We start from the raw sequence: 18,726 nt of genomic DNA on the forward strand, positions 1-18,726 counted from the left end.
TATCTTGGCACCAGCACCTTTCACGCCATCAAACAGGAGTTTTGTCATCTCGTCCATCATCACCGCTTCCACCCATGGCTCGCTGGGTCTGGTGATGTTGCGCCGCCCCGAGGCCATCAATGCCCTCACCCTGGGCATGCTGGAAGACCTCACTCGGATCTTCACGGACTTTAGATCCGATACCAAAATCTCCATGGTCATCCTGCAGGGTGCGGGGGCACGCGGATTTTGTGCCGGTGGGGACATCAAGGACTTTCACGCAGCGGTCAGCAGCGGGGAACACCAACGCTTCCTAGAGTTACTGAGACTCGAATTTGCCCTTGATGAGATGATCGCCAACTATCCCAAACCGGTGATCACCATGGTCCATGGCCTGTGTATGGGCGGCGGGATCGGCCTGGCCTCCCATGCTTCGATCCGCATCACCACACCAGAGGCTCGTTTTGCCTTGCCCGAGGCGCGCATCGGATACTCTCCCGATGTGGGATCCACCCTGCTGATGGCCAGGGCCCCGGGGCACGTGGGTGAATACTTGGCCCTGACCGGGACCAGCTTCACCGGTGCCGACGCGGTAGAACTGGGTTTTGCCGACATGATGGTGAGCCAAGATCGCTTCGAGGAAATCTTTGAGGCACTACCCGACTTCGATTCGATGCCCGCGGCGGAAATCGCCGCTGGCATCGAGGTACTTTTTGGCTTCTTTGCCGCTTCCCCGCTCGCCAGCCAACAGCCGTGGATTGATGCTGCCTTCTGCGCACCCACCGTTCCGGAGATCATTCAGCGGCTTTCGACGATGCGCCATCCGGCCGCCGCAGAGGCGCTTGCTGCCATTCAGGCCAACTCCCCCACCTCGCTGCACTGCGCGCTGGGCGCCGTGCGGGCAGCACGCACCGAGGATCATCTGCGCTCGGCACTGGATCGTGAACTGCGGGTGGCCGAATACTTGATGTACCGCGGGGATTTGACCGAGGGCATCCGCGCCCAGGTCATCGACAAGGACCGCTCACCACGCTGGAGTCCACTGACTGTAGATCCGGCCACCGAGCGGGAGATTGCAGCGCTGATCACCGTGGAGCAATAGCGCTGCTGAAGTCTTGTCCTGCCTCACTGCCCCAGTAGCATGTGAGTCCGCGGCCACGGAAGGCAATGTTTCTTACCTCTATCAACGAGCTGAGCGAAGTGTCGCAGGGCAGTGCCCTACGCAAAAAGATGCTGCTCTCCGAAGCTGAATCCGAAGCATTCCTGCTCTTCCTCCTTCATGACGGATTCGCTCGGCTGCGCTAGCACTGGACCCACGAGCGCACCGTGGTTTAGGACCGGCACGCCGCAGTGTCCCTTAGAGACGACAGAACACGCGTTTCGGCGGTGGTTACCCGACCCTCCGGCCAGCGAGACGGCCGCCACCGTCATGACCCAAAAACGCAAGGACCGCTGATCCGGGATTTTCCCGAACTCAGCGGCCCCCTGCATCTAAATAAAATCCGGGCTAACCGAACTTGTATTGGCTTTGGCCGAAGCGGGTGGAACCTACAACGGCCAGTTGTTGTTTCCGCCCAAGGTCTTAACGATGCCAGCGCTCTGCGCCGAACCGCTATCGGGCTGCACAACGCCGGCGGAACCGCCAACGACCACTGCCCCGGCAAGCAGCATTGCGGCAAGGGCCGAACCCAAGATCTTCTTCATATATTCTCCATCTCAATCAATATTCGGGCGAGTGATCGGGGCAATGCCCGTAATGCCCGCACCCTAAACGGATCGGCAACCCCAAAGAGCTATGCTAATGCTCACCTGTGCTCACCTGTGCTCATCCGAGTGAATTCGTCATAGAAATTTTCCGTGTCACCTGCCCTTTAGTCTATTCTCGGACTTTCGGCGGACGGGAATTCTGACGTTGTCCATCGCCGCATGGAGCATAATTGAGGGCATGCCCCACCGTTCACTCGAATTCCTTGCCGCCAAGGCGGAAGCGCACCACCGCAGGATCCGGACTTCAGGAGATCAGCAGCAGGTGCTGGAAGCAGCCAGGGCGTGTGCCCGCATCTACGGGGAACTGGGAGATGAAGCAAAGGAATCCGACTTTCTTTACGACTTGGGAAAAAGCCAGATCCTTACCGGTGCGTATGCGGCGGCTTTCCAAACCGCCGAAAACCTCATGGCTTTCGCGCGGATGCAAAGCGACCTGGTATTCAAGGTCCAGGTCCTGATCCTGCGTGCGGCGGCCCTGCGCAACCAGTCCCGGCACGAAGAAGCCGTAGAAACCGCACGCCGGGCCCTTGCTGTCATGTCAGAAGTCCAAGATAGCGACCATGCCCGCGCCGAGGCCTACCAGGGAATCATTGCGTGTTTGGTTGAGGCGGACAAGGCTGACGAGGCCTGGGCCATCCACAGCCGGTTGTCCGACACGTTGGAACACGTTGAGGACACTTTGCTGGCCGGTCAGGGTTTTTGGACACTTGGCAACCTCGCGTTCGCGAAGGCTCATGTCGCCGAGGGATTCGCCTATCACCAGCGCGCGGCCGACCAACTGCAACAGATCAACGACATCCATATGTGGGCCCGGTTCAACAATGCGAGCGCCGATGTGCAATTGCAGGCTGGAGTTGCCAACCAAAGCACCGAGGACTGCATTGTCCGTGCCCAACTGGCCTACGACATCATCGGAGGCAGCGCCGTGGAACTCCTGGGCTTGGCCGGAACCCGGGCACGATGGTACGTGGCAAACGGTGATCTTGAAGAGGCGTCCTCCTTGTTGGAGAAGGCACTGGCCGATGCCTACGGCTGCGGTGCCCCTGAGGACGCGACGGTGCACCTCTTATGGTCACAAATACTCGACGCTTTGGGGTACACCGACGAAGCTCGCCGGGAACGCGACCACGCTGCCCGGATCGAAAAGACAGCTGAGCACTGACCCGGCGCCGTGCCAGGTCAGCCTACGAAGCCTTCTTGGATTCCTTGAGGATGGTCTTAACCTGCTCGTTGCTCAGACGAGACCACGGTGAATCGACGGCGCCTTGCACCGCGGCGTCTGGACTCTGCGCCTGGTTCCACCATTTGGCCTCAAAAATCCGACCGTCGAAAACGATCCGATCGCCCTTTTCATAGACCTTTCCGGCCGCCCATGCCGGGTACGTTCCTGCCGGCACCTTAACAGTTTCCTCCGGCTTGTCGCCGGGAAGTACCGGTCCGATTAGCGTCCAGGCGGTCGCGCGCGCATCACTGGCCGGCAGATCCGGAGCTTCTCCCTGGGTCCACCATTTTGCTTCGTAGACATTGCCGCGCCATACGAGGCGTTCCGACTTTGGGTAGGCGGCTTCGGCGTTCCATACCGGGTAAGGACTCTTCTCGGGGTCATCGACGATGGCCGTCTCGGCGGGGGCTTGAATGGGTGACGGGTTTGCCTTCGCCGGGGCGCCGGCGGAGTCTAGATCGGCAGCGAGCAGGCTGGCGAAAGCTCCATCATCCTGACTGGTTCCGCTGCAGTTGTTCGATACCCTTTGCAGGTCCGGGAAGTTGGGCCCGCAGTCCGCGTCCCTGTTCGCTGACCACATCGAAATCCGGCCTACGCCAGTGGCGACAGCAAAATCCTTCAATGCCTTGGCATCATCCAACGTGAATACCTCGCCAATTAGGTCATTCTGGCCGATCATCGGTGTGAGACCGATCTTCGCCCACAGTGTTTGGTCCCCCATCTCTCGCCCCAACTGGCCGAACAGCGCCTTGAGCTGTGCGTGGGCGCTGCGTGCGCCCTGCTCCGATGCCGCTGCCATGCTGTCGCCCGCGGCGCGCGTAGCCCCAAAGTTCATCGTCATTAAGTTCACTCCCGCCAGGTCCACACCACCTTCAAGGAGCCGCTTGACTTCGCCGAGGCCGGACTCGGTCAGACCTCTGGTATCGACGGGAAGGGTCACCCAGACTTCCAAGGGCTTCCCTGCGTCCTTGGCACGGGTTTGAAGGGCAGTCACCGCAGAAGCACGCCGGAGGGAAGCTGTGGAATCCTCGAGGTCGTTTCCCTCGACATCCAGATCGAGCGTGCTGGAATCGTATCGCTGAAGGAACGACTCATATCCGGCGATGATCTTCTCTTCGTCGGTGCAGGCGGTGGAGAGTTCGTCGTTGTTCAACCCACCGGTGGAAATAACGATCTCTCCGCCTTGTTCACGCACCCGAGCCACCTTGCGGTCCAGGTCGAACGTCTCATTGGCACTGTCCATGGAGTAGTAACCACCCCAGGAGTTCACGCATGGGTCCTTAGGATCCGCCACGGCGAACCCGAGGACAACTCGTTGTCCCCGCGCTACGTTCTCGGCAATCGGATAGAACGGTGTCGAAGTCGCGTCCACGTAGGAACCGTACCAGCGCCCCGTGTCGGCGGCTCTGGCCGAATCGCGATTCGTATTCCACAAGTAGATCCCGGTCCCCACCAATCCGGAGATCACCAAGGCAACAATGAAGACGCGGATCCATGACAGATGCCTGCCAGCGGTCATTTTAGGCACATCTAACTCAATTCATAATCATTTCGCGCAATCTGTAAAAACTTTCCACAGTAAGGCAATTTATCGATATTTAATTCAACGAGAAATGATAAATTTTAACGCCAAGGGAATAAATTTGTAGACGCGGGAATCTTGTGCAAATCTTGTGCAAATCTTGAGCATAGTTATCGATCTCAAAATTCATATCACGCAAGGATCATACGCTAGGATCAGGATTGGAAGTGCATTAGGGGTAATCAGACGCCCTAGCGCGCACGTCGATTCGCTGGGGAGAAGACAGTCTTGAATACCACTGATAGTGACAGCTGGGGCAACATCACGGAAATAAGGAAACGTCAATGGGGGGCTGAGAAGCGATCTGAACCATTATCAATAGTTCATCCAATTCCTTCACGCCGGAAAATGGCCTGGGGGCGCATTGGGATCGTTACGACCATTCTGGCTTGGGTTAGCTACGTCATCAGCACGATCATGCGGCAACTTGCAGACAATCCAGATGCCGGCTTCCGGTTTCGTTTCGAGGCAGCCATGTACCTTGCAGTGGTCACCTTCCTTACCTTCTCTGCGTTGATGTACCTCGTCGCCCGGCAGGGCGCGCTTCTGCGCTTTTCCCAGCACCGCCGGGTGCCCCGCGGCGAGCTGGACAGACACTTCCGTACCTACGAGAAGTCGATCACGACGTTGGTCCCCAGCTATGCCGAGGAACCCTCGGTGGTCAGGCAGACGCTCTGGTCAGTCGCCCTGCAGGAATTCACGAACCTGCACGTGGTATTACTCGTGGACGACAATCCCTACCCGCAGGATCCCGAGGTCCTGGCAAAGCTGCAGGAAACCCGCGACCTGGCCACGAATATCCAACTGGAATTGGAGCCTGCACTCAACGCTGCCCATTCCTCCCACACCCTACTCACCCGACAACGTGAGGCCGGAGCTTCGTCCGCACAAATGTTGGCAACCACGATCGAGGCCTACGATGCGGCAGCCACCTGGCTCGAGGACATGGCCGCCAACGAAAAAGTCGAGGACCATGTGGACGAGTTCTTCGTCGATTCGGTCATCATGGGCCTGGCACGCGAACTGCGCCTGACGTTGTTGGCCCTCAAAGCGGCCGCTGCACAAAACGATTCACCGGGCAGCGACCGGCTCGAAGAATTCCATTTGCGGTTGGAACGAATTTTCTCCGTGCAGATGCACTCGTTCGAACGCAAGAAATACGCGAACCTCTCGCAAGAAGTGAACAAGGCAATGAACCTCAACGCCTACATCTCCCTCATGGGTCAAAAGTGGCTCGTTGAGCAGCGGGGGGACATCGAGGTTCTGCGTGCCCTAGATCCAGCTCAAGAGATCCCGGAAACGGGCCAGGTCCTTGCGATACCGGACTCCGAATACCTGCTCACGCTGGACGCCGATTCATTGCTACTGCGGGACTACTGCCTGCGCCTGGTCTACTTTCTCGAATCCGAGGAAAACTCCCGCGTGGCCGTAACCCAAACCCCCTATTCCTCCTTCCGCGGCGCACCGACCCGCATCGAACGTCTTGCCGGTGCCACGACGGATATCCAACACATTCTGCACCAGGGAAAGACCCGCTACAACGCCACCTTCTGGGTCGGGGCCAATGCCGTAATCCGCAAGCAGGCCTTGCTAGATATATGCCAAACTGCCACCGTCGGCGGATATGAGATCCAAACTTATATCCAGGATCGCACCGTCATCGAGGATACCGAGTCGAGTATCGACCTCGGAACCTACGGCTGGACCCTGTCCAACTACCCCGAGCGACTGAGCTACAGTGCGACTCCCCCCGATTTTGGTTCCCTTGTGGTTCAGCGTCGCCGCTGGGCCAACGGCGGTCTGTTGATCCTTCCCAAGTTTGGCCGGCAGATCAGTGACCGCAAGCGCCGCAATGAGCGCATTGGATTGCGTGAGGTGTTGCTGCGGGTCAACTACATGGCATCGATTGCTTGGGCAAGCGTTGGCTTAATCTTCCTCTTGGCCTACCCTTATGACGGTCGTCTGCTCAGCCCACTGATCTTTGCGGCGGCACTACCTTATTTCATCGCCATGGGGAGCGACCTGCGCGACAGCGGTCACCGGTTCAGCGACATCTTCCGAATCTACGGATTCAACCTGATTCTCTTGCCGGTCAACATGGCCGGCGTCCTCAAATCCACGGAACAGGCATTTACCGGGGAAAAGATTCCCTTTGTCAGGACCCCCAAGGTCCGCAATCGGACAGCTTCCCCGGGACTCTATGTGGCCATCCCCTACCTGATCGTCATCTTCTCGCTCTTCACCATGTGGCGTGATTTCCAGGACAGCAACTGGGGCAATGTTGCCTTTGCCGCGTTGAACTCCGTGCTGGCCCTCTACGCCATCCGTGCCTACATTGGTTTCAAGAACTCGATCGTCGACATGGCCCTTGGTCTCGTCAACTGGCTCTTCGTCTCACCCAAGAAGGTCAAGAAAGCCGCGATGGCCTACCCGGTGGCCACACCTGAGAATACCGATTGGTCGACCTTGTTGTACCAGGGCGACCGCCGCTTGGATCGTGACCTTCGCGGAAATGACGACCGCCGTAAGAGGATCGGGGTCAAGTAACCATGAGCAGCATTCCTTCCCTCGAAATGAATCGTGGGGCAATGAACTGGCCTGAGGCCCTTCCCTCGATGCTCCACTCCACCGAATCCCGACCGGTATGGACGCAGGAAAACGAGCACGCGCAACTCACGTTCTTTGCCAACGAATTGCTGGAAATCAGTTTCAGTCCCCGCACGGAGCTCACCGCCCCAACGGCCATGGAGCTGTTGGCCATTGCCAACGCCCGGCTTGAACACAGGATCAAATACCTGCTGATCGACATTTGCAGCTTGGACAGAATAGATGTGGAAGTCTCCCGAATCTTCAATTCCGTTACCGAGGGCATCCGCATCGCCTTGCTGGGCGCCGGGCCAACCGATCGCGTCCTGGCCCGCTTCTTCGTGCGCAAGATCGATCCGCTGCGTCGATTCACCTACACCGAGAGGCGCCAGGACGCGCTGGCGTTCCTGCTGGAAAATGACTGAAGTTCAGCCATCGTTGCCGGACGAACCTCGCATTCCCCAGATTGTTGATGCCATCCTCAGGATCGCAGACATGGATTTCAACACTTTGCTGCACCCCAGTTGCAAGCGCGACGAAATCGATGCCATCATCATGGGGATCAATGCCATGGCTTCCGACCTGGAAACCACGTATTCCACCCTAGATTGCCGAGTGGCCGAACGCACTCGCCAGCTTGAGGCAGCCCGAGACCAAATGGCGTTGCTGGCTTACACTGACCCTTTGACCTCGCTGGCCAACCGCTCGGCCTTGATGAATGAAATTGAAAAATCACTCGAAGCCACCCGCACCGGCGATACGGCCCCGATCCTGATGCTGTTGGACCTCGATGCGTTTAAGAGCATCAACGACACCTACGGTCATGCCATGGGCGACAAGGTCCTACGCCAGTTGGCCGACAGGCTGCGCAGCTGTGTGCGCACCGAGGACGTGGTGGCCCGTTTGGGAGGTGACGAATTCGCTATCTTGGTGCGCATGCCAGAACACGGTGCCATCCGAGCAGGTCGGCGCATTGTCGCGGCCATGAGTGCGGACATGGTCATTGACAACATCCACCTGAGCCCTGGCGCCAGCCTCGGTATGGTCAGGGCTACTGCGAGCCATTCTGCCGACAGCTTGGTGCTGGAAGCGGATACGGCCATGTACGTGGCCAAATGCCTAAGCACGGAAAAGGTCGTCGAATTCGAGCCCTTCATGCTCTTTGAACGGCGCGAAAAGGCCGAAATGCTTGCAGATCTCCGACAGGCATTGGGGACCGACCAGTTCTTCCCCGCCTACCAGGCAGTGATCTCCTTAGCAGATGAGTCAATCGTCGGTGCCGAAGCATTGGTGAGATGGCAGCGCACCGGCCACGGCTTGGTGCGGCCGGATCAGTTCCTGCCCACCGCCGAGGAATCGGGCATGATCGGGGAACTGACCGAATACCTGTTGGACCGGGTCTTGTACGACGTGAAGACTTGGCGCGCCGCCAAACTCATCGACGACACCTTCAAAGTCCATCTGAACGTCACCTCGCGTGAACTTCATGACCTGCGATTTGCCGACGCGGTGCGCACGGCCTTGCGCCACCACGACCTACCAGCCACCGTCTTGGTCCTGGAAATCACCGAGAACCGCTTGATGTCAGGAGACAACCTGCACCGCTACACGCTGCTAGCCCTGCGAAAAATGGGCGTCGAGGTCTTCATCGACGATTTTGGCACGGGATACTCCTCTATCAGCTACCTGCGGCAATTGCCTGTCGCCGGTGCCAAGATCGACAAGTCGCTGGTCGATGACATTGCCGTGGACCCGACGCAGGAGTCTTTTCTTCGCGCCATTTCGGACTTGATCGCTGCCTGTGAGCTCAAGTGCATCGTCGAGGGCGTGGAGACGATCGAACAGTCGGCAAAGCTCAAGGCCATGGGGTTCACGATGGTGCAGGGATTTCACTACGCCCGTCCGGTGGATACATCCGGTTTCTCGGAGCTGTTGCTTCAAGGCCGATGATCCGCTGCAGCATTCCGGCTGGGGGGGTGAAAACAGCTAGATGGGCCCAAGGATTTCAGGGGACCGGGTAATAGTTTAAACGGATCATGCGTTTAGCCTTCGACTTGATCCTTTGAAGCTGACCCTATGAGGTCTCCCGTGGAATTCTCGGGCTGTCTACGGATCCCAATTCGTCAACTATCCGATGACAGAGCTGTGCGAGGGTGCCACAAAGAATCCTGAGCAGCCCGTTGCTCGTGCCACAGACCGCTATTCCAAATGGCTGACATGGCAGTTGACATGAGGACGGGGAGCTGCAGCCTGTCTACTTTTTCAGCGAGCGCAGCGGCACCACGGAGGCTAGGGTCACAACACCCATGGCAGTACCAAGGGCAGCAAATGCTCCGCCGGCGCCCAATGTAGTGGCAAAGATGCCAATGCCCACGGGAATCACCGACTGTCCCAGCCGGTTGCCCAGCAACCGAATCGACATCCATGTGCCGCGGGTGCCCTCCGGGGCGATCAGCGTCACCACGCTCATGCTCAATGGTTGTCCGATACCCAACGCCAGACCGGCCAATACCAGCGCCACGGCCATCGCGATAACCGGCAGCGGCACCACCAGCAGCGCCACCAGCACCGCGGCCGCACCCGTGGAGACAAGCATGAGAGTGCCCCGGCCAAATCTGCGGACCAAGTGATCCAACCCCAACCGGGAGAGCACCGTGGCACCGGCTCGTGCCGCCAGCAAGAGCCCGACGGTTTGGGTGGAGATGCCGCGTTCCACGGCCAACGCCGGAAGATAAACCTGCAGCAGGTCAACGGTGCATAACACCATCATGCTCAGCGTGATCGAGGCGATCAGCGGACTGCGGGCCGAACGTTCAACGTTCAGTGCGGTGCGCAGCTTCACCTGCTTTGTGAGTTCACCGCGTGGCACACCGACCGGGTGCCTGGCCATAAAGATGCTGGCCGCCAGCACGCCGAAGGCTCCCACCAGGTAGGCGCGCATCAGCACTGAGGTATCCGGGGCCACCGCACTCCCGCCCAGCACACCGAGCAACAACGGGGCCACGGCCTGGGCCAGTGCCGTCACGGTGGTGTACAGCCCGAAGACTCGATCCATGTTCCGATTCCGGGCCGAGGCCAGCCGACTTTGCTCACCGATCAGGCTCATCAGGTGTCCCACACCCAAGAGCAGATTCCAGCCCAGCAATGCTGGCAGGGTGGGCGAAGCAAAAAGTAATCCGGCACCGGGGATGATCAGCAGCGCTGAGCCCACCAACAGGATGCTCTTTTCCCGGCCGCGATCCGCTGCCTGACCAATCAAGACGGCGAGGAACACCGGCAGAATGGAAAAGCTCGCCACCACCAGGCCCAGCAGCCCCGGATCTACCCCTAGCTCCAGCGCCTTGTAGGAGGTTGCTGGCCGCACCAAAAAAACCGACCCCTGCAATAAAAAGCCGTGGGCAAGCACGGACGGGAAACCGATGCCAGCAACGGGGTTTTTGGGGGCCATAAATGCCATTATCCCAAGCCGGGCGGCATCCCGGCGCATCGGCGGGAGCTACACCTCATGCTGTGGCGCAAGTTTGCCCTCCGGCCGCGCAGCCGCGGGGTGTACCGGGGCGACAGTGTGGTGGGTCGAATCCTTGGGTTCCACCCGTGCCGGGCTCACGGTTCCCGCGACCACTGAGGCCGATTCACGCGGGGTGGGCCAGGGCAGTGGCGCGTGTTCGCCGAAGGTGTCGGCGTCAGCCTCCGCCCAGTCCGGTGCCCAACCGCGCGGCGGATCGGCCAGTAATTCGCCGGGCGCCAACCAGTGGTGCAGACCCGCGTAGCTGCGGGTGGTCAGCTGATCAACGCGGCGGCGCAACATCCTGGTGTTCAGCTGGGCCGGATCACTCACGCCCATCGAGGCCATCAGCTGGGCAGCTTCCTGCACCGTGAGCTTGTGATAGTTATAGACCCGGTTGCCCTTGTCCACCACGTCCAGCGCGCGGAAGAGCCGCGGGTCTTGGGTGGCAACACCCACGGGGCATTCGTTGGTGTGGCATTTCTGCGCCTGAATACAGCCGGTGGCCATCATCATGGCCCTGGCACTGAAGGTGAAGTCGGCCCCCTGAATCAGCCGCTTGACCACGTCCGAGCCGGTGGCGACCTTACCCGCGGCACCGAGTCGAATTTTGGCGCGCAGCCCGCAACCCACCAGCGCGTTGTGCACCAGCATCAGGCCCTCGGTCAGCGGGGTTCCCACGTGGTCTTCGTATTCCAATGGGGCGGCTCCGGTGCCGCCCTCGGATCCATCGACGGTGATGAAATCGGGGGTGATCCCGCTTTCCAGCATGGCCTTGCACATGGCCAGAACATCGGTACGCGAGCCAACACAGAATTTGTACCCCACCGGTTTGCCGCCGGAGAGTTCGCGCAGTCTGGCAACAAACTCCATCAGCTCGATCGGCGTGGAGAAGGCCGAATGCGAGGCGGGGGAAATGCAGTCAATGCCCATCGGCACCCCACGGGTCTCGGCAATTTCTTGGGTGATTTTCGCCGCCGGCAAGACCCCGCCCAACCCGGGCTTGGCACCCTGGGAGAGTTTGATGGTGATCCCTTTAACGTGCTCTTTGGCGGCCTTGACGGCAAAGATCTGCGGGTCGAATCTACCGGCCTCATCGCGGCAGCCAAAGTATCCCGAGCCGATCTCCCAGAAGATGTCCGCCCCGTGTTCCAGGTGGTAGGAGGCCAGCCCGCCCTCACCGGTTTCGTGGACAAAACCACCCATGGCGGCGCCCTTGTTCATGGCGAGCACCGCATTTTTGGACAGCGCACCGAAGCTCATCGAGGAGATGTTCATCAGCGAGATGTCATAGGGCTGGGTGCAGTCCGGGCCGCCGATGCGAACCCGGTGCTGCTGGGCGCTGACCTCTACCGGAACGGTGGAGTGCAGGAGGTATTCGTAGCCGACCTCGTTCACGTCGCGTTCGGTGCCAAAGGCCTTGTGGCTATCGGCGCCCTTGGCGCGCGCATAAACCAGCGAGCGGGTGTCCCGGTCAAAGGGGCGACCATCGGTATTGCGCTCGATGAAGTATTGCTGGATCTCCGGGCGAATGGATTCAAAGAGGAATCGCATTCGTCCCAAAACCGGGTAGTTGCGCAGGATGGCGTGTTTTTTCTGGATGACGTCGTGAATGCCCAGCCCCAGCAGGCCCACCATCAGCACAGCGATCACCCACCAGCCGCCCGGCCCCAGGGAGGCGGCGATGATCGTAATGAAGCCGAGCAGGGACAACAACGCAAGAATCAGAAATCTCACCATGACTTGAGCCTAGCGCCAACTCCGAGCGCGGCGCCGCAGGCACCGCGCTCGGCTGGCAGAACTAGTTCCGCACGCTCAGGTTTTCATCAAGCTTCAGCGGACCGAGTTCGGCTAGGAATTGCCCGGGGCCCGGGTTCTGCGCGGCGTCTTCGCCGCCGAGGTGACGCAGCACGCCCCAGACCGCGTTCAGCGCCGTGGTCACAGCGCCTTCCGCCCAGCCCGCGGTCCAGGACACGTCATCACCGGTTAGGAAGATGCCGCGGTGTTCGGCCGGAGCTTCGCGCTGGTCAAAGTGTGTGTAGAGGCGTTCCTGGTAACGGTAGTGGCCGGGCAGGTTGGCCTTGAAGGCTCCCATGAAGTGCGGCTCGGCCTCCCAAGAGACGGTGATCGGCTGACCGACGATGTGGCTGCGAATATCCACCTGGGGGTAGATCTTCGCCAGCGAATGCAGCATCAGCTCCATGCGGCGTTCGGCCGAGAGCGAGAGCCACTTCAGCGCGTCATCATTCCAGGTGTAGGAGAGCAGAATGACGGCCGGGGCGTCATCGCCGTTATCCAGCAGATAGGTGGCGCGGTTCAGTCGATCCGTCAGGGTCATGGAGAGCAGGAATTCGCCGGTGACCGGGTCCCGGTCCTTCCAGAAGGGGCGGTCCACCATGACAAAGGTTTTAGATGATTGCATGTAGTGCGAGCGCTCGATCGCCGTCCAGAGCTCGGCGGGGAACAAATCTTCCTCGGTGTCGATCCCGGTGGAGAGCAACCAGGACTGTACGGAAGACACGACCACCGGGTAAGTCTGGGTGCGGCCGAATTGTTCGGTGATCTCAATGGCCGTACTGCCATTAAAGCCTGGCTCTTCCGAGCGGCGAATCGTGGCTACCGCCCCGCGGGGTGCACCGGAATGCAGCGAGGCCAGCGTGGTACCTACCGGCCAGTGGGCCAGCTCCTGCGGTGCGTGGTTCCACAGACCGTGGGGCAGCTTCGCTGCTCCCCCGATGATGCCGCGGTGATTATCATCCGCGTCCGTGTAGACCACGCGCAGGATTTCCAGGATGGAGTTGGAGAAGTCGGTGTCCCAGCCACCGGAGCCGAAGCCAACCTGACCGAAGGCCTCGCGGTGTTCAAAGCCCGCCTCCTTGAATGCGGCCGAGTTGGCGATGAAGCCGTAGAAGCTCTCCTCATCAAATTCTTCGAGTAGCGAGTTCCAGATCCGCTTGACCTCGAGCGCATCACGCGATTTGATGGCCTGCTGCATTTCATCAAACGATGCGTCCTCGCGCAGCGCCCGCTTCCAGGCATCGGCGACCTCGTGGAAGAAGGCCGGCAGGTCTCCCTCCTTTTCTACGTAGACCTTTTTGCCCTTGAGCTCGATGACCGTGGAGTCGGTCGGCGCGGCCAGCGGGTTGGGGAAATCGAAGGTTTCCAGACCCAGCAAATCGATGTAGTGGTACAGCGCCCTGCTGGAGACCGGGAAGCGCATGCCACCGAGGTCGCAGGTGATCTCCGGTGCGGATGCGAAGCTGGCGGTGCGCAGCCGTCCACCAATCTGATCGGCCTCGTAGATGACCGGCTTGAGACCCAACTTCATTAACTCGTACGCCGTGACTAATCCGGAGAGTCCCGCGCCGATGACGGCAACTTCCGTGCCGTAGAGTTCCGGCGGAACACTGCCCAGACCGGCCGGATGGGCCAGGAACAGATCGTAGTTAAAGGGGAAGTCGGGGTTCAACATGTTGATCGTGCCATCACTCTGCGGCAAATTGTTCATCGTCCTGCGTCCTTCTGTTATAGCTAAAAAGTGGTTCGCGACAGCGAGGAAAGCTTATGAATCGCCCGTATGGCTTTCAATGTACTGCGCCTTACTCAGGGCACCCAGACGTGATCGAGACCGACCATAACCGAGGTAGAGTCCCACCCCGACCATCATCCAGATCCCGAACACCAGCCAGGTGTGCCAAGACAAGTTGGCCATCAGGAACAGGCAGGCCCCGATGCCCAGAATAGGCGTCAGCGGATACAGCGGCGCCTTATAGGTGCGTGGGGCGTGTGGCTGCTTGCGGCGAAGGTAGATGACCGAGACGCCCACCAGGGCAAAGGCGAAGAGTGTACCGATGCTGGTGGCTTCGGCCAGGGCGCCGAGCGGGATGAACCCGGCGGTGATCGCCACGATGCCACCGGTAATAAACGTGCCGGCCACCGGAGTTCCGGTACGCCGCGAAACGCGGGAGAAGATCGCTGGAACGAGGCCGTCACGCGACATGGTCAGCAGGATGCGGGTTTGACCGTAGAGTACCGTGAGCACCACGGAGGCGATGGCCAGCACCGCGGCGATGGCAAAGAGCAGCACGATCCAGCTTTGTCCGGTGAGTTCACCGATGATCTGCACCAGTGCGGCCTCGGTACCTTCAAACCAGGTCCAGTCGCGGGCTCCGATGGCGGATACCGCTACCAAAACGTAAGCCACCGTCACGATGATCATCGAGAGCAGGATGGCCTTGGGAAGATCGCGTTTGGGGTTGATGGCTTCCTCACCGGCGGTTGATGCCGCATCAAAGCCAATGTAGGAGAAGAAGACGATCGAGGCGGCGCCGGTGACACCCGCGGCACCCATGGGCAGCAACGGTTCAAAGTTTCCGGCATCAAAGGCGGTGAAGGCCACGATGGAGAAGAACACCAGGATGCAGGTCTTGATGATGACCACCGTGGTGTTCACGATGGCCGATTCCTTCGCCCCGCGGGCCAGCAGCAAAGTGGCCAGCAGCACGACGATCAGTGCCGGCAGGTTCACCACTCCGCCCTCACTGGGTCCGCCGGCTAGGGCGGTGGGGATTTCTAGGCCCAGGGTGTGCAGCGCCTCGTTGACGTATTCTCCGGCGCCCACGGCCACGGCGGCGACCGAGACGGCGTATTCCAATACCAGGCACCAGCCACAGACCCAGGCGATGCCCTCACCCATGGTGGCGTAGGTGTAGGAGTAGCTGGAGCCGGAGACCGGAACCATGCCCGCCATTTCCGCGTAGGAGAAGGCGGAGAAGAGCGCCGTAACACCGGCCAGCACAAAGGAGATCCAGATGGCCGGTCCAGCCACCGGAACCGTGGCTCCGAGCACCACGAGGATGCCGGTGCCCATGGTCGCTCCCACGCTGATCATGGTTAGCTGCATCAGCCCCAGGCTGCGGCGCATCTTGCCGTTGCCGCCGTTGTCCTCGGCCTCCCGGGCCATCGAGGAGATCGACTTTTGGCGCTTCAGCTGCTGACCGAGGCGCAGCGGCGCACGCTGTCCGGTATCGGTGGTGGTTTGCATATGCGAATCCTTGGTTGAACGGTTTCTAGCGCTTTCCGGTTCCCAGCCTAAACGTGTGACCTCAATCTCACGCCGAGCCAAATTGAACTAAAGTTGTTCAGCATGGGACAAATTGCACCGAAGGACGAATCCATATCCAGCCCGAACCTCGACTTCGCCAGACCCTGGGACTCCATTACCCTGACCCGGTTTTTACGCCAGCTGCCCAGCGGAATCACCGTGCTCCACGATGCTGGCGACCGACCGCTGCGCTGGGTTGAACCCAGCGACATCGATGACCCCACCCCCTATTTGGTTGACCACGAACTCATCTTGACCAGTGGTTTCCCCCTACTGGAGAGGATCAACGACGCCGAAGCGGTCCACGAATTTGTCGCCCGTCTGGTGGCGGCAAATGTCTCGGCATTAGGTTTTGGACTTGACCCCTATTTCTCCGCCGTTCCACCCACGCTCATCACCGCATGTCGCGAACTGAACCTTCCGCTGTGGCAAATTCCCGGCACGCTGCCCTTCGCGGCGATCGGGCTGGCCTTCGCGAATCTCATGGAGGCCGATAGCGCGCGGATGATGCGGCAGAACGCCGACGCCAATCGACTGCTGATGCGTTGTGTCAGTGGCGAAAACCCCGAGCAGGAAATTATCACGGTGCTCGCCCAGCGGGCGACGGCGGCGGTGCAATTACTTGATGCGGGCGGGCGCCTGCGATATTTCGCCACCACAGCTGGCCAATCCGCCCTCCAAGGCATGGAGCTAGAGTCGCTACTGATGCAGGCGGCCGACCCGCAGGGGCCCAAGCTAGTTCTGAGCGAATCCGCCGGGCAACACCATCTGGCTTTCCCCATCCGCCCGACGGCACCGAGGGGGTCGCGGGTTCCGCCATTGTTGGGAGTGTTGCAGCTGAGCTTCGGGCACCAGCCGGGATCCGCTGAACACAACCTCATGTCCACCGCGCTGGGACTGCTGGAGGTGGTGGCGCGCCAACGGGTGCTCGGTTCCTTCGCTCCCACACAGTTGGCCACCGCGCTCTTACTTGATGGCTCCGAGTCGTTGGACGCCGAAGCCCTCGAACTTTTTAACGGCTCCCTCGCAGGTTCCGCACGCCGAGCGCCGCGAGTGGTGCTCGCCATCCCCCGCCCCGACTCGGCACCTCACGATCCGGGCCACGCCCTCACCCGTTTCCGTTCGCTGTTGGAAACCAAGCTGGTAATTCACTCCGAGGGTCGACTGACGGCCATTACGCGCACCGAACCCAGCCGAGAGGTCATCAATCGCATCGAGGCCGCCGGCTATTGGGCGGCCTTTAGCCGGCCAGTAGATCAACTTCAACATGAGGGGCCAGGAGTTTCGCTGGCCGCCAGCCTGCGCGAGATGGCCACGGAGGCTCACGGATTGGTGCCGCGACTACTTGATGAGGGACGCAGTCTCAGCGCAGAGAGCCTGCCGCAGTCCTTTGCTGCCCTCTTGCCCCAGGCAGCCAGCCGGCAACTGGCCCAGTCGTTGTTGGGCAATTTGTTGGAGCTGCCCGCCAAACGTCAAGACCTGTATCTGCAGGTGCTGCGAGCATGGCTGGATGCGCACGGTTCCTGGGATGCCACGGCGACGGCCATCGATATGCACCGCAACTCGGTGCGGCGCCACATCACCGCGATCAGTGAGATCTTGGGTCTGGATCTTGCCCGGGCCGAGGTGCGTTACGAGTTGTTCCTCGCCTTAAGGTTCTTACCCTGAGTGTTCTTACCCTGAGTCCCGGAAGCGCCTCAGATGCCCCACACTCGGTAGAGGTCGGGGCGGCGATCACTCAGGTACGGGATCTCTGCACGGGCGGCGGTCAAAGTTTGCGGATCAATCTGTGCAAAAAGCAGCTCAGCGTTCGTTGAACCACGCGCCAGTACGTTGCCAAACGGGTCGGCGATGACGCTGCCGCCACCCAAGGCAAAACCGTCTTCCACACCCGTGTGGTTGGCGTAGGCAATAAAAAGCTGAGATTCGATCGCGCGAGCGGGCACCAGGGTATTGCTCACCGAATCGTAGCCACGACCCAGCGCGGTGGGGACCAGAAGCACTTGGACACCGCGCACGGCTGCGGCACGCACCGTTTCCGGGAACTCAAGATCAAAACAAATGATCATGCCCAGCTTCAAACCTCGGTAGTCAATGATGGTCGCGGGTTGAGTTCCGGGGCTGAATACTTCCTTTTCAGCATCGCCAAAGAGATGAACCTTAACGTAGGTGCCGCACTGGTTTCCGTTTTCATCAACAAACGTCGAAGTGATTTCCCAACGGTTTCCCGTAATCGCCGGCAAGGAGTAGACGATGGCTATACCGTGGCGGGCGGCGATCTTTCCCACGGAATCATGCAGTGCCGGCAGCGAGGCTGGATCCAGTTCGGCGCGTAATTTCCGCGGTGCATAACCCACCACAAAGAGCTCCGGGGTCACCAAGAGCTCGGCCCCGGCCGTGGCAGCGGATTGGGCAGCCTCTTCGATAGCGGTTAGATTCGCCGCGCTATCGAGTACCTGCGCTTGCGCCTGCATGACGGCCAACAGCATTCGTTCCTCCAGGTCTGGGTCGGTGTTCAATTACAGCTTAGGGGCGCAACGACACTGGAAGCTCCGGCCATTTGGCACCGTATGTGGCCACGTACGGGATGATTCGCACCAGCGAATGATCCGCCTCGCGTGGGTGCCATTCCCGCATACCGGCAATCCCCGTTGCCTTCAGCAGATCACACCACGACTCGAAGTAGAAGAGGTTCGACTGAGACGGCAGCGCGAGGGCAGGACTTGAGTATCGCGCTCCTTGATCGACTCCCCTAGATCCTTTCCTGGCGGCCGATCAGCAGCTCAATCGGGGCCACACACGGGCGCAAGAATCTGCTGCAGAATTCCACGCGCCGCGGAGCCTTAACCTACCCACGGGTAAGTTAATTCGCGAAACCCCTTGCAAACTTACCCGCGAGTAGGTTCAATGACTCTAGTTCCTTTTGTAATCCAGATCACAACGAACCATGGGCTCGCTCGCAATCCGGGCTAGCACCTCCC

The 18,726-nt window shown here is 60.1% G+C and carries 14 protein-coding genes; 7 read left to right on the forward strand and 7 right to left on the reverse strand.

Annotation, left to right across the window (positions count from 1 at the left end):
- The first annotated feature begins 4 nt into the window (after window positions 1-4).
- Both HED64_RS01715 and HED64_RS01720 read left to right on the forward strand, forming a co-directional pair.
- Window positions 5-1,081, forward strand: a complete 1,077-nt coding sequence (locus HED64_RS01715; RefSeq protein WP_245325594.1) for an enoyl-CoA hydratase/isomerase family protein — start codon at window positions 5-7, stop codon at window positions 1,079-1,081.
- Window positions 1,082-1,146: 65 nt separating this feature from the next.
- Window positions 1,147-1,284 carry a hypothetical protein gene (locus tag HED64_RS01720; RefSeq protein ID WP_168150381.1) on the forward strand — a complete coding sequence of 46 codons (138 nt, stop codon included), beginning with the start codon at window positions 1,147-1,149 and terminating at the stop codon, window positions 1,282-1,284.
- Window positions 1,285-1,527: 243 nt separating this feature from the next.
- On the opposite strand, the gene HED64_RS01725 is transcribed toward HED64_RS01720, so the two are convergent.
- Window positions 1,528-1,683 (reverse strand): hypothetical protein, encoded by a 156-nt coding sequence (locus HED64_RS01725; protein WP_168150382.1) that lies wholly within the window; start codon window positions 1,681-1,683, stop codon window positions 1,528-1,530.
- Between the two features lie 241 nt (window positions 1,684-1,924).
- On the opposite strand from HED64_RS01725, the gene HED64_RS01730 reads away from it, so the two are divergent.
- Entirely contained in the window at window positions 1,925-2,908 is a 984-nt protein-coding gene (locus tag HED64_RS01730; protein WP_132359444.1) for a tetratricopeptide repeat protein, read from the forward strand.
- A 22-nt stretch (window positions 2,909-2,930) separates the two neighbouring features.
- Here HED64_RS01730 and HED64_RS01735 read toward each other — a convergent pair whose 3' ends face one another.
- A complete protein-coding gene (locus HED64_RS01735; RefSeq protein ID WP_210149254.1) occupies window positions 2,931-4,487 on the reverse strand; it encodes a chitinase in 1,557 nt (518 codons plus the stop codon).
- 411 nt (window positions 4,488-4,898) lie between these two features.
- Here HED64_RS01735 and HED64_RS01740 point away from each other — a divergent pair, with 411 nt between their 5' ends.
- From HED64_RS01740 to HED64_RS01750, 3 genes are all read left to right on the forward strand, one after another.
- Window positions 4,899-7,097: a glycosyltransferase family 2 protein gene (locus tag HED64_RS01740; RefSeq protein ID WP_132359447.1), complete on the forward strand. Its 2,199-nt coding sequence runs from the start codon at window positions 4,899-4,901 to the stop codon at window positions 7,095-7,097.
- A 2-nt stretch (window positions 7,098-7,099) separates the two neighbouring features.
- The gene (locus HED64_RS01745; RefSeq protein ID WP_168150384.1) at window positions 7,100-7,561 is read left to right on the forward strand and encodes a hypothetical protein; all 462 of its coding nucleotides are present in this window, start codon (window positions 7,100-7,102) and stop codon (window positions 7,559-7,561) included.
- Between the two features lie 70 nt (window positions 7,562-7,631).
- On the forward strand, window positions 7,632-9,086 hold the full coding sequence (locus tag HED64_RS01750) for a putative bifunctional diguanylate cyclase/phosphodiesterase (protein WP_168150385.1): 1,455 nt from the start codon (window positions 7,632-7,634) through the stop codon (window positions 9,084-9,086).
- Window positions 9,087-9,390: 304 nt separating this feature from the next.
- Here the strand turns inward: HED64_RS01750 and HED64_RS01755 are convergent, their stop codons facing one another.
- From HED64_RS01755 to HED64_RS01770, 4 genes are all read right to left on the reverse strand, one after another.
- Window positions 9,391-10,584, reverse strand: coding sequence for an MFS transporter (locus HED64_RS01755; RefSeq protein WP_168150386.1), 1,194 nt, complete (start codon window positions 10,582-10,584; stop codon window positions 9,391-9,393).
- 48 nt (window positions 10,585-10,632) lie between these two features.
- The gene (locus HED64_RS01760; RefSeq protein WP_168150387.1) at window positions 10,633-12,381 is read right to left on the reverse strand and encodes an FMN-binding glutamate synthase family protein; all 1,749 of its coding nucleotides are present in this window, start codon (window positions 12,379-12,381) and stop codon (window positions 10,633-10,635) included.
- Window positions 12,382-12,442: 61 nt separating this feature from the next.
- On the reverse strand, window positions 12,443-14,149 hold the full coding sequence (locus HED64_RS01765) for a flavin monoamine oxidase family protein (RefSeq protein WP_245325595.1): 1,707 nt from the start codon (window positions 14,147-14,149) through the stop codon (window positions 12,443-12,445).
- A 54-nt stretch (window positions 14,150-14,203) separates the two neighbouring features.
- A complete protein-coding gene (locus HED64_RS01770; protein WP_168150388.1) occupies window positions 14,204-15,685 on the reverse strand; it encodes an APC family permease in 1,482 nt (493 codons plus the stop codon).
- 102 nt (window positions 15,686-15,787) lie between these two features.
- On the opposite strand from HED64_RS01770, the gene HED64_RS01775 reads away from it, so the two are divergent.
- Window positions 15,788-17,413 carry a PucR family transcriptional regulator gene (locus tag HED64_RS01775; protein ID WP_168150389.1) on the forward strand — a complete coding sequence of 542 codons (1,626 nt, stop codon included), beginning with the start codon at window positions 15,788-15,790 and terminating at the stop codon, window positions 17,411-17,413.
- Between the two features lie 29 nt (window positions 17,414-17,442).
- Here the strand turns inward: HED64_RS01775 and HED64_RS01780 are convergent, their stop codons facing one another.
- On the reverse strand, window positions 17,443-18,264 hold the full coding sequence (locus tag HED64_RS01780) for a carbon-nitrogen hydrolase family protein (RefSeq protein ID WP_245325596.1): 822 nt from the start codon (window positions 18,262-18,264) through the stop codon (window positions 17,443-17,445).
- Between the last annotated feature and the right edge of the window lie 462 nt (window positions 18,265-18,726).

It is taken from the genome of Paeniglutamicibacter terrestris (genome assembly GCF_012271785.1).
Lineage (GTDB): Bacteria > Actinomycetota > Actinomycetes > Actinomycetales > Micrococcaceae > Paeniglutamicibacter > Paeniglutamicibacter terrestris.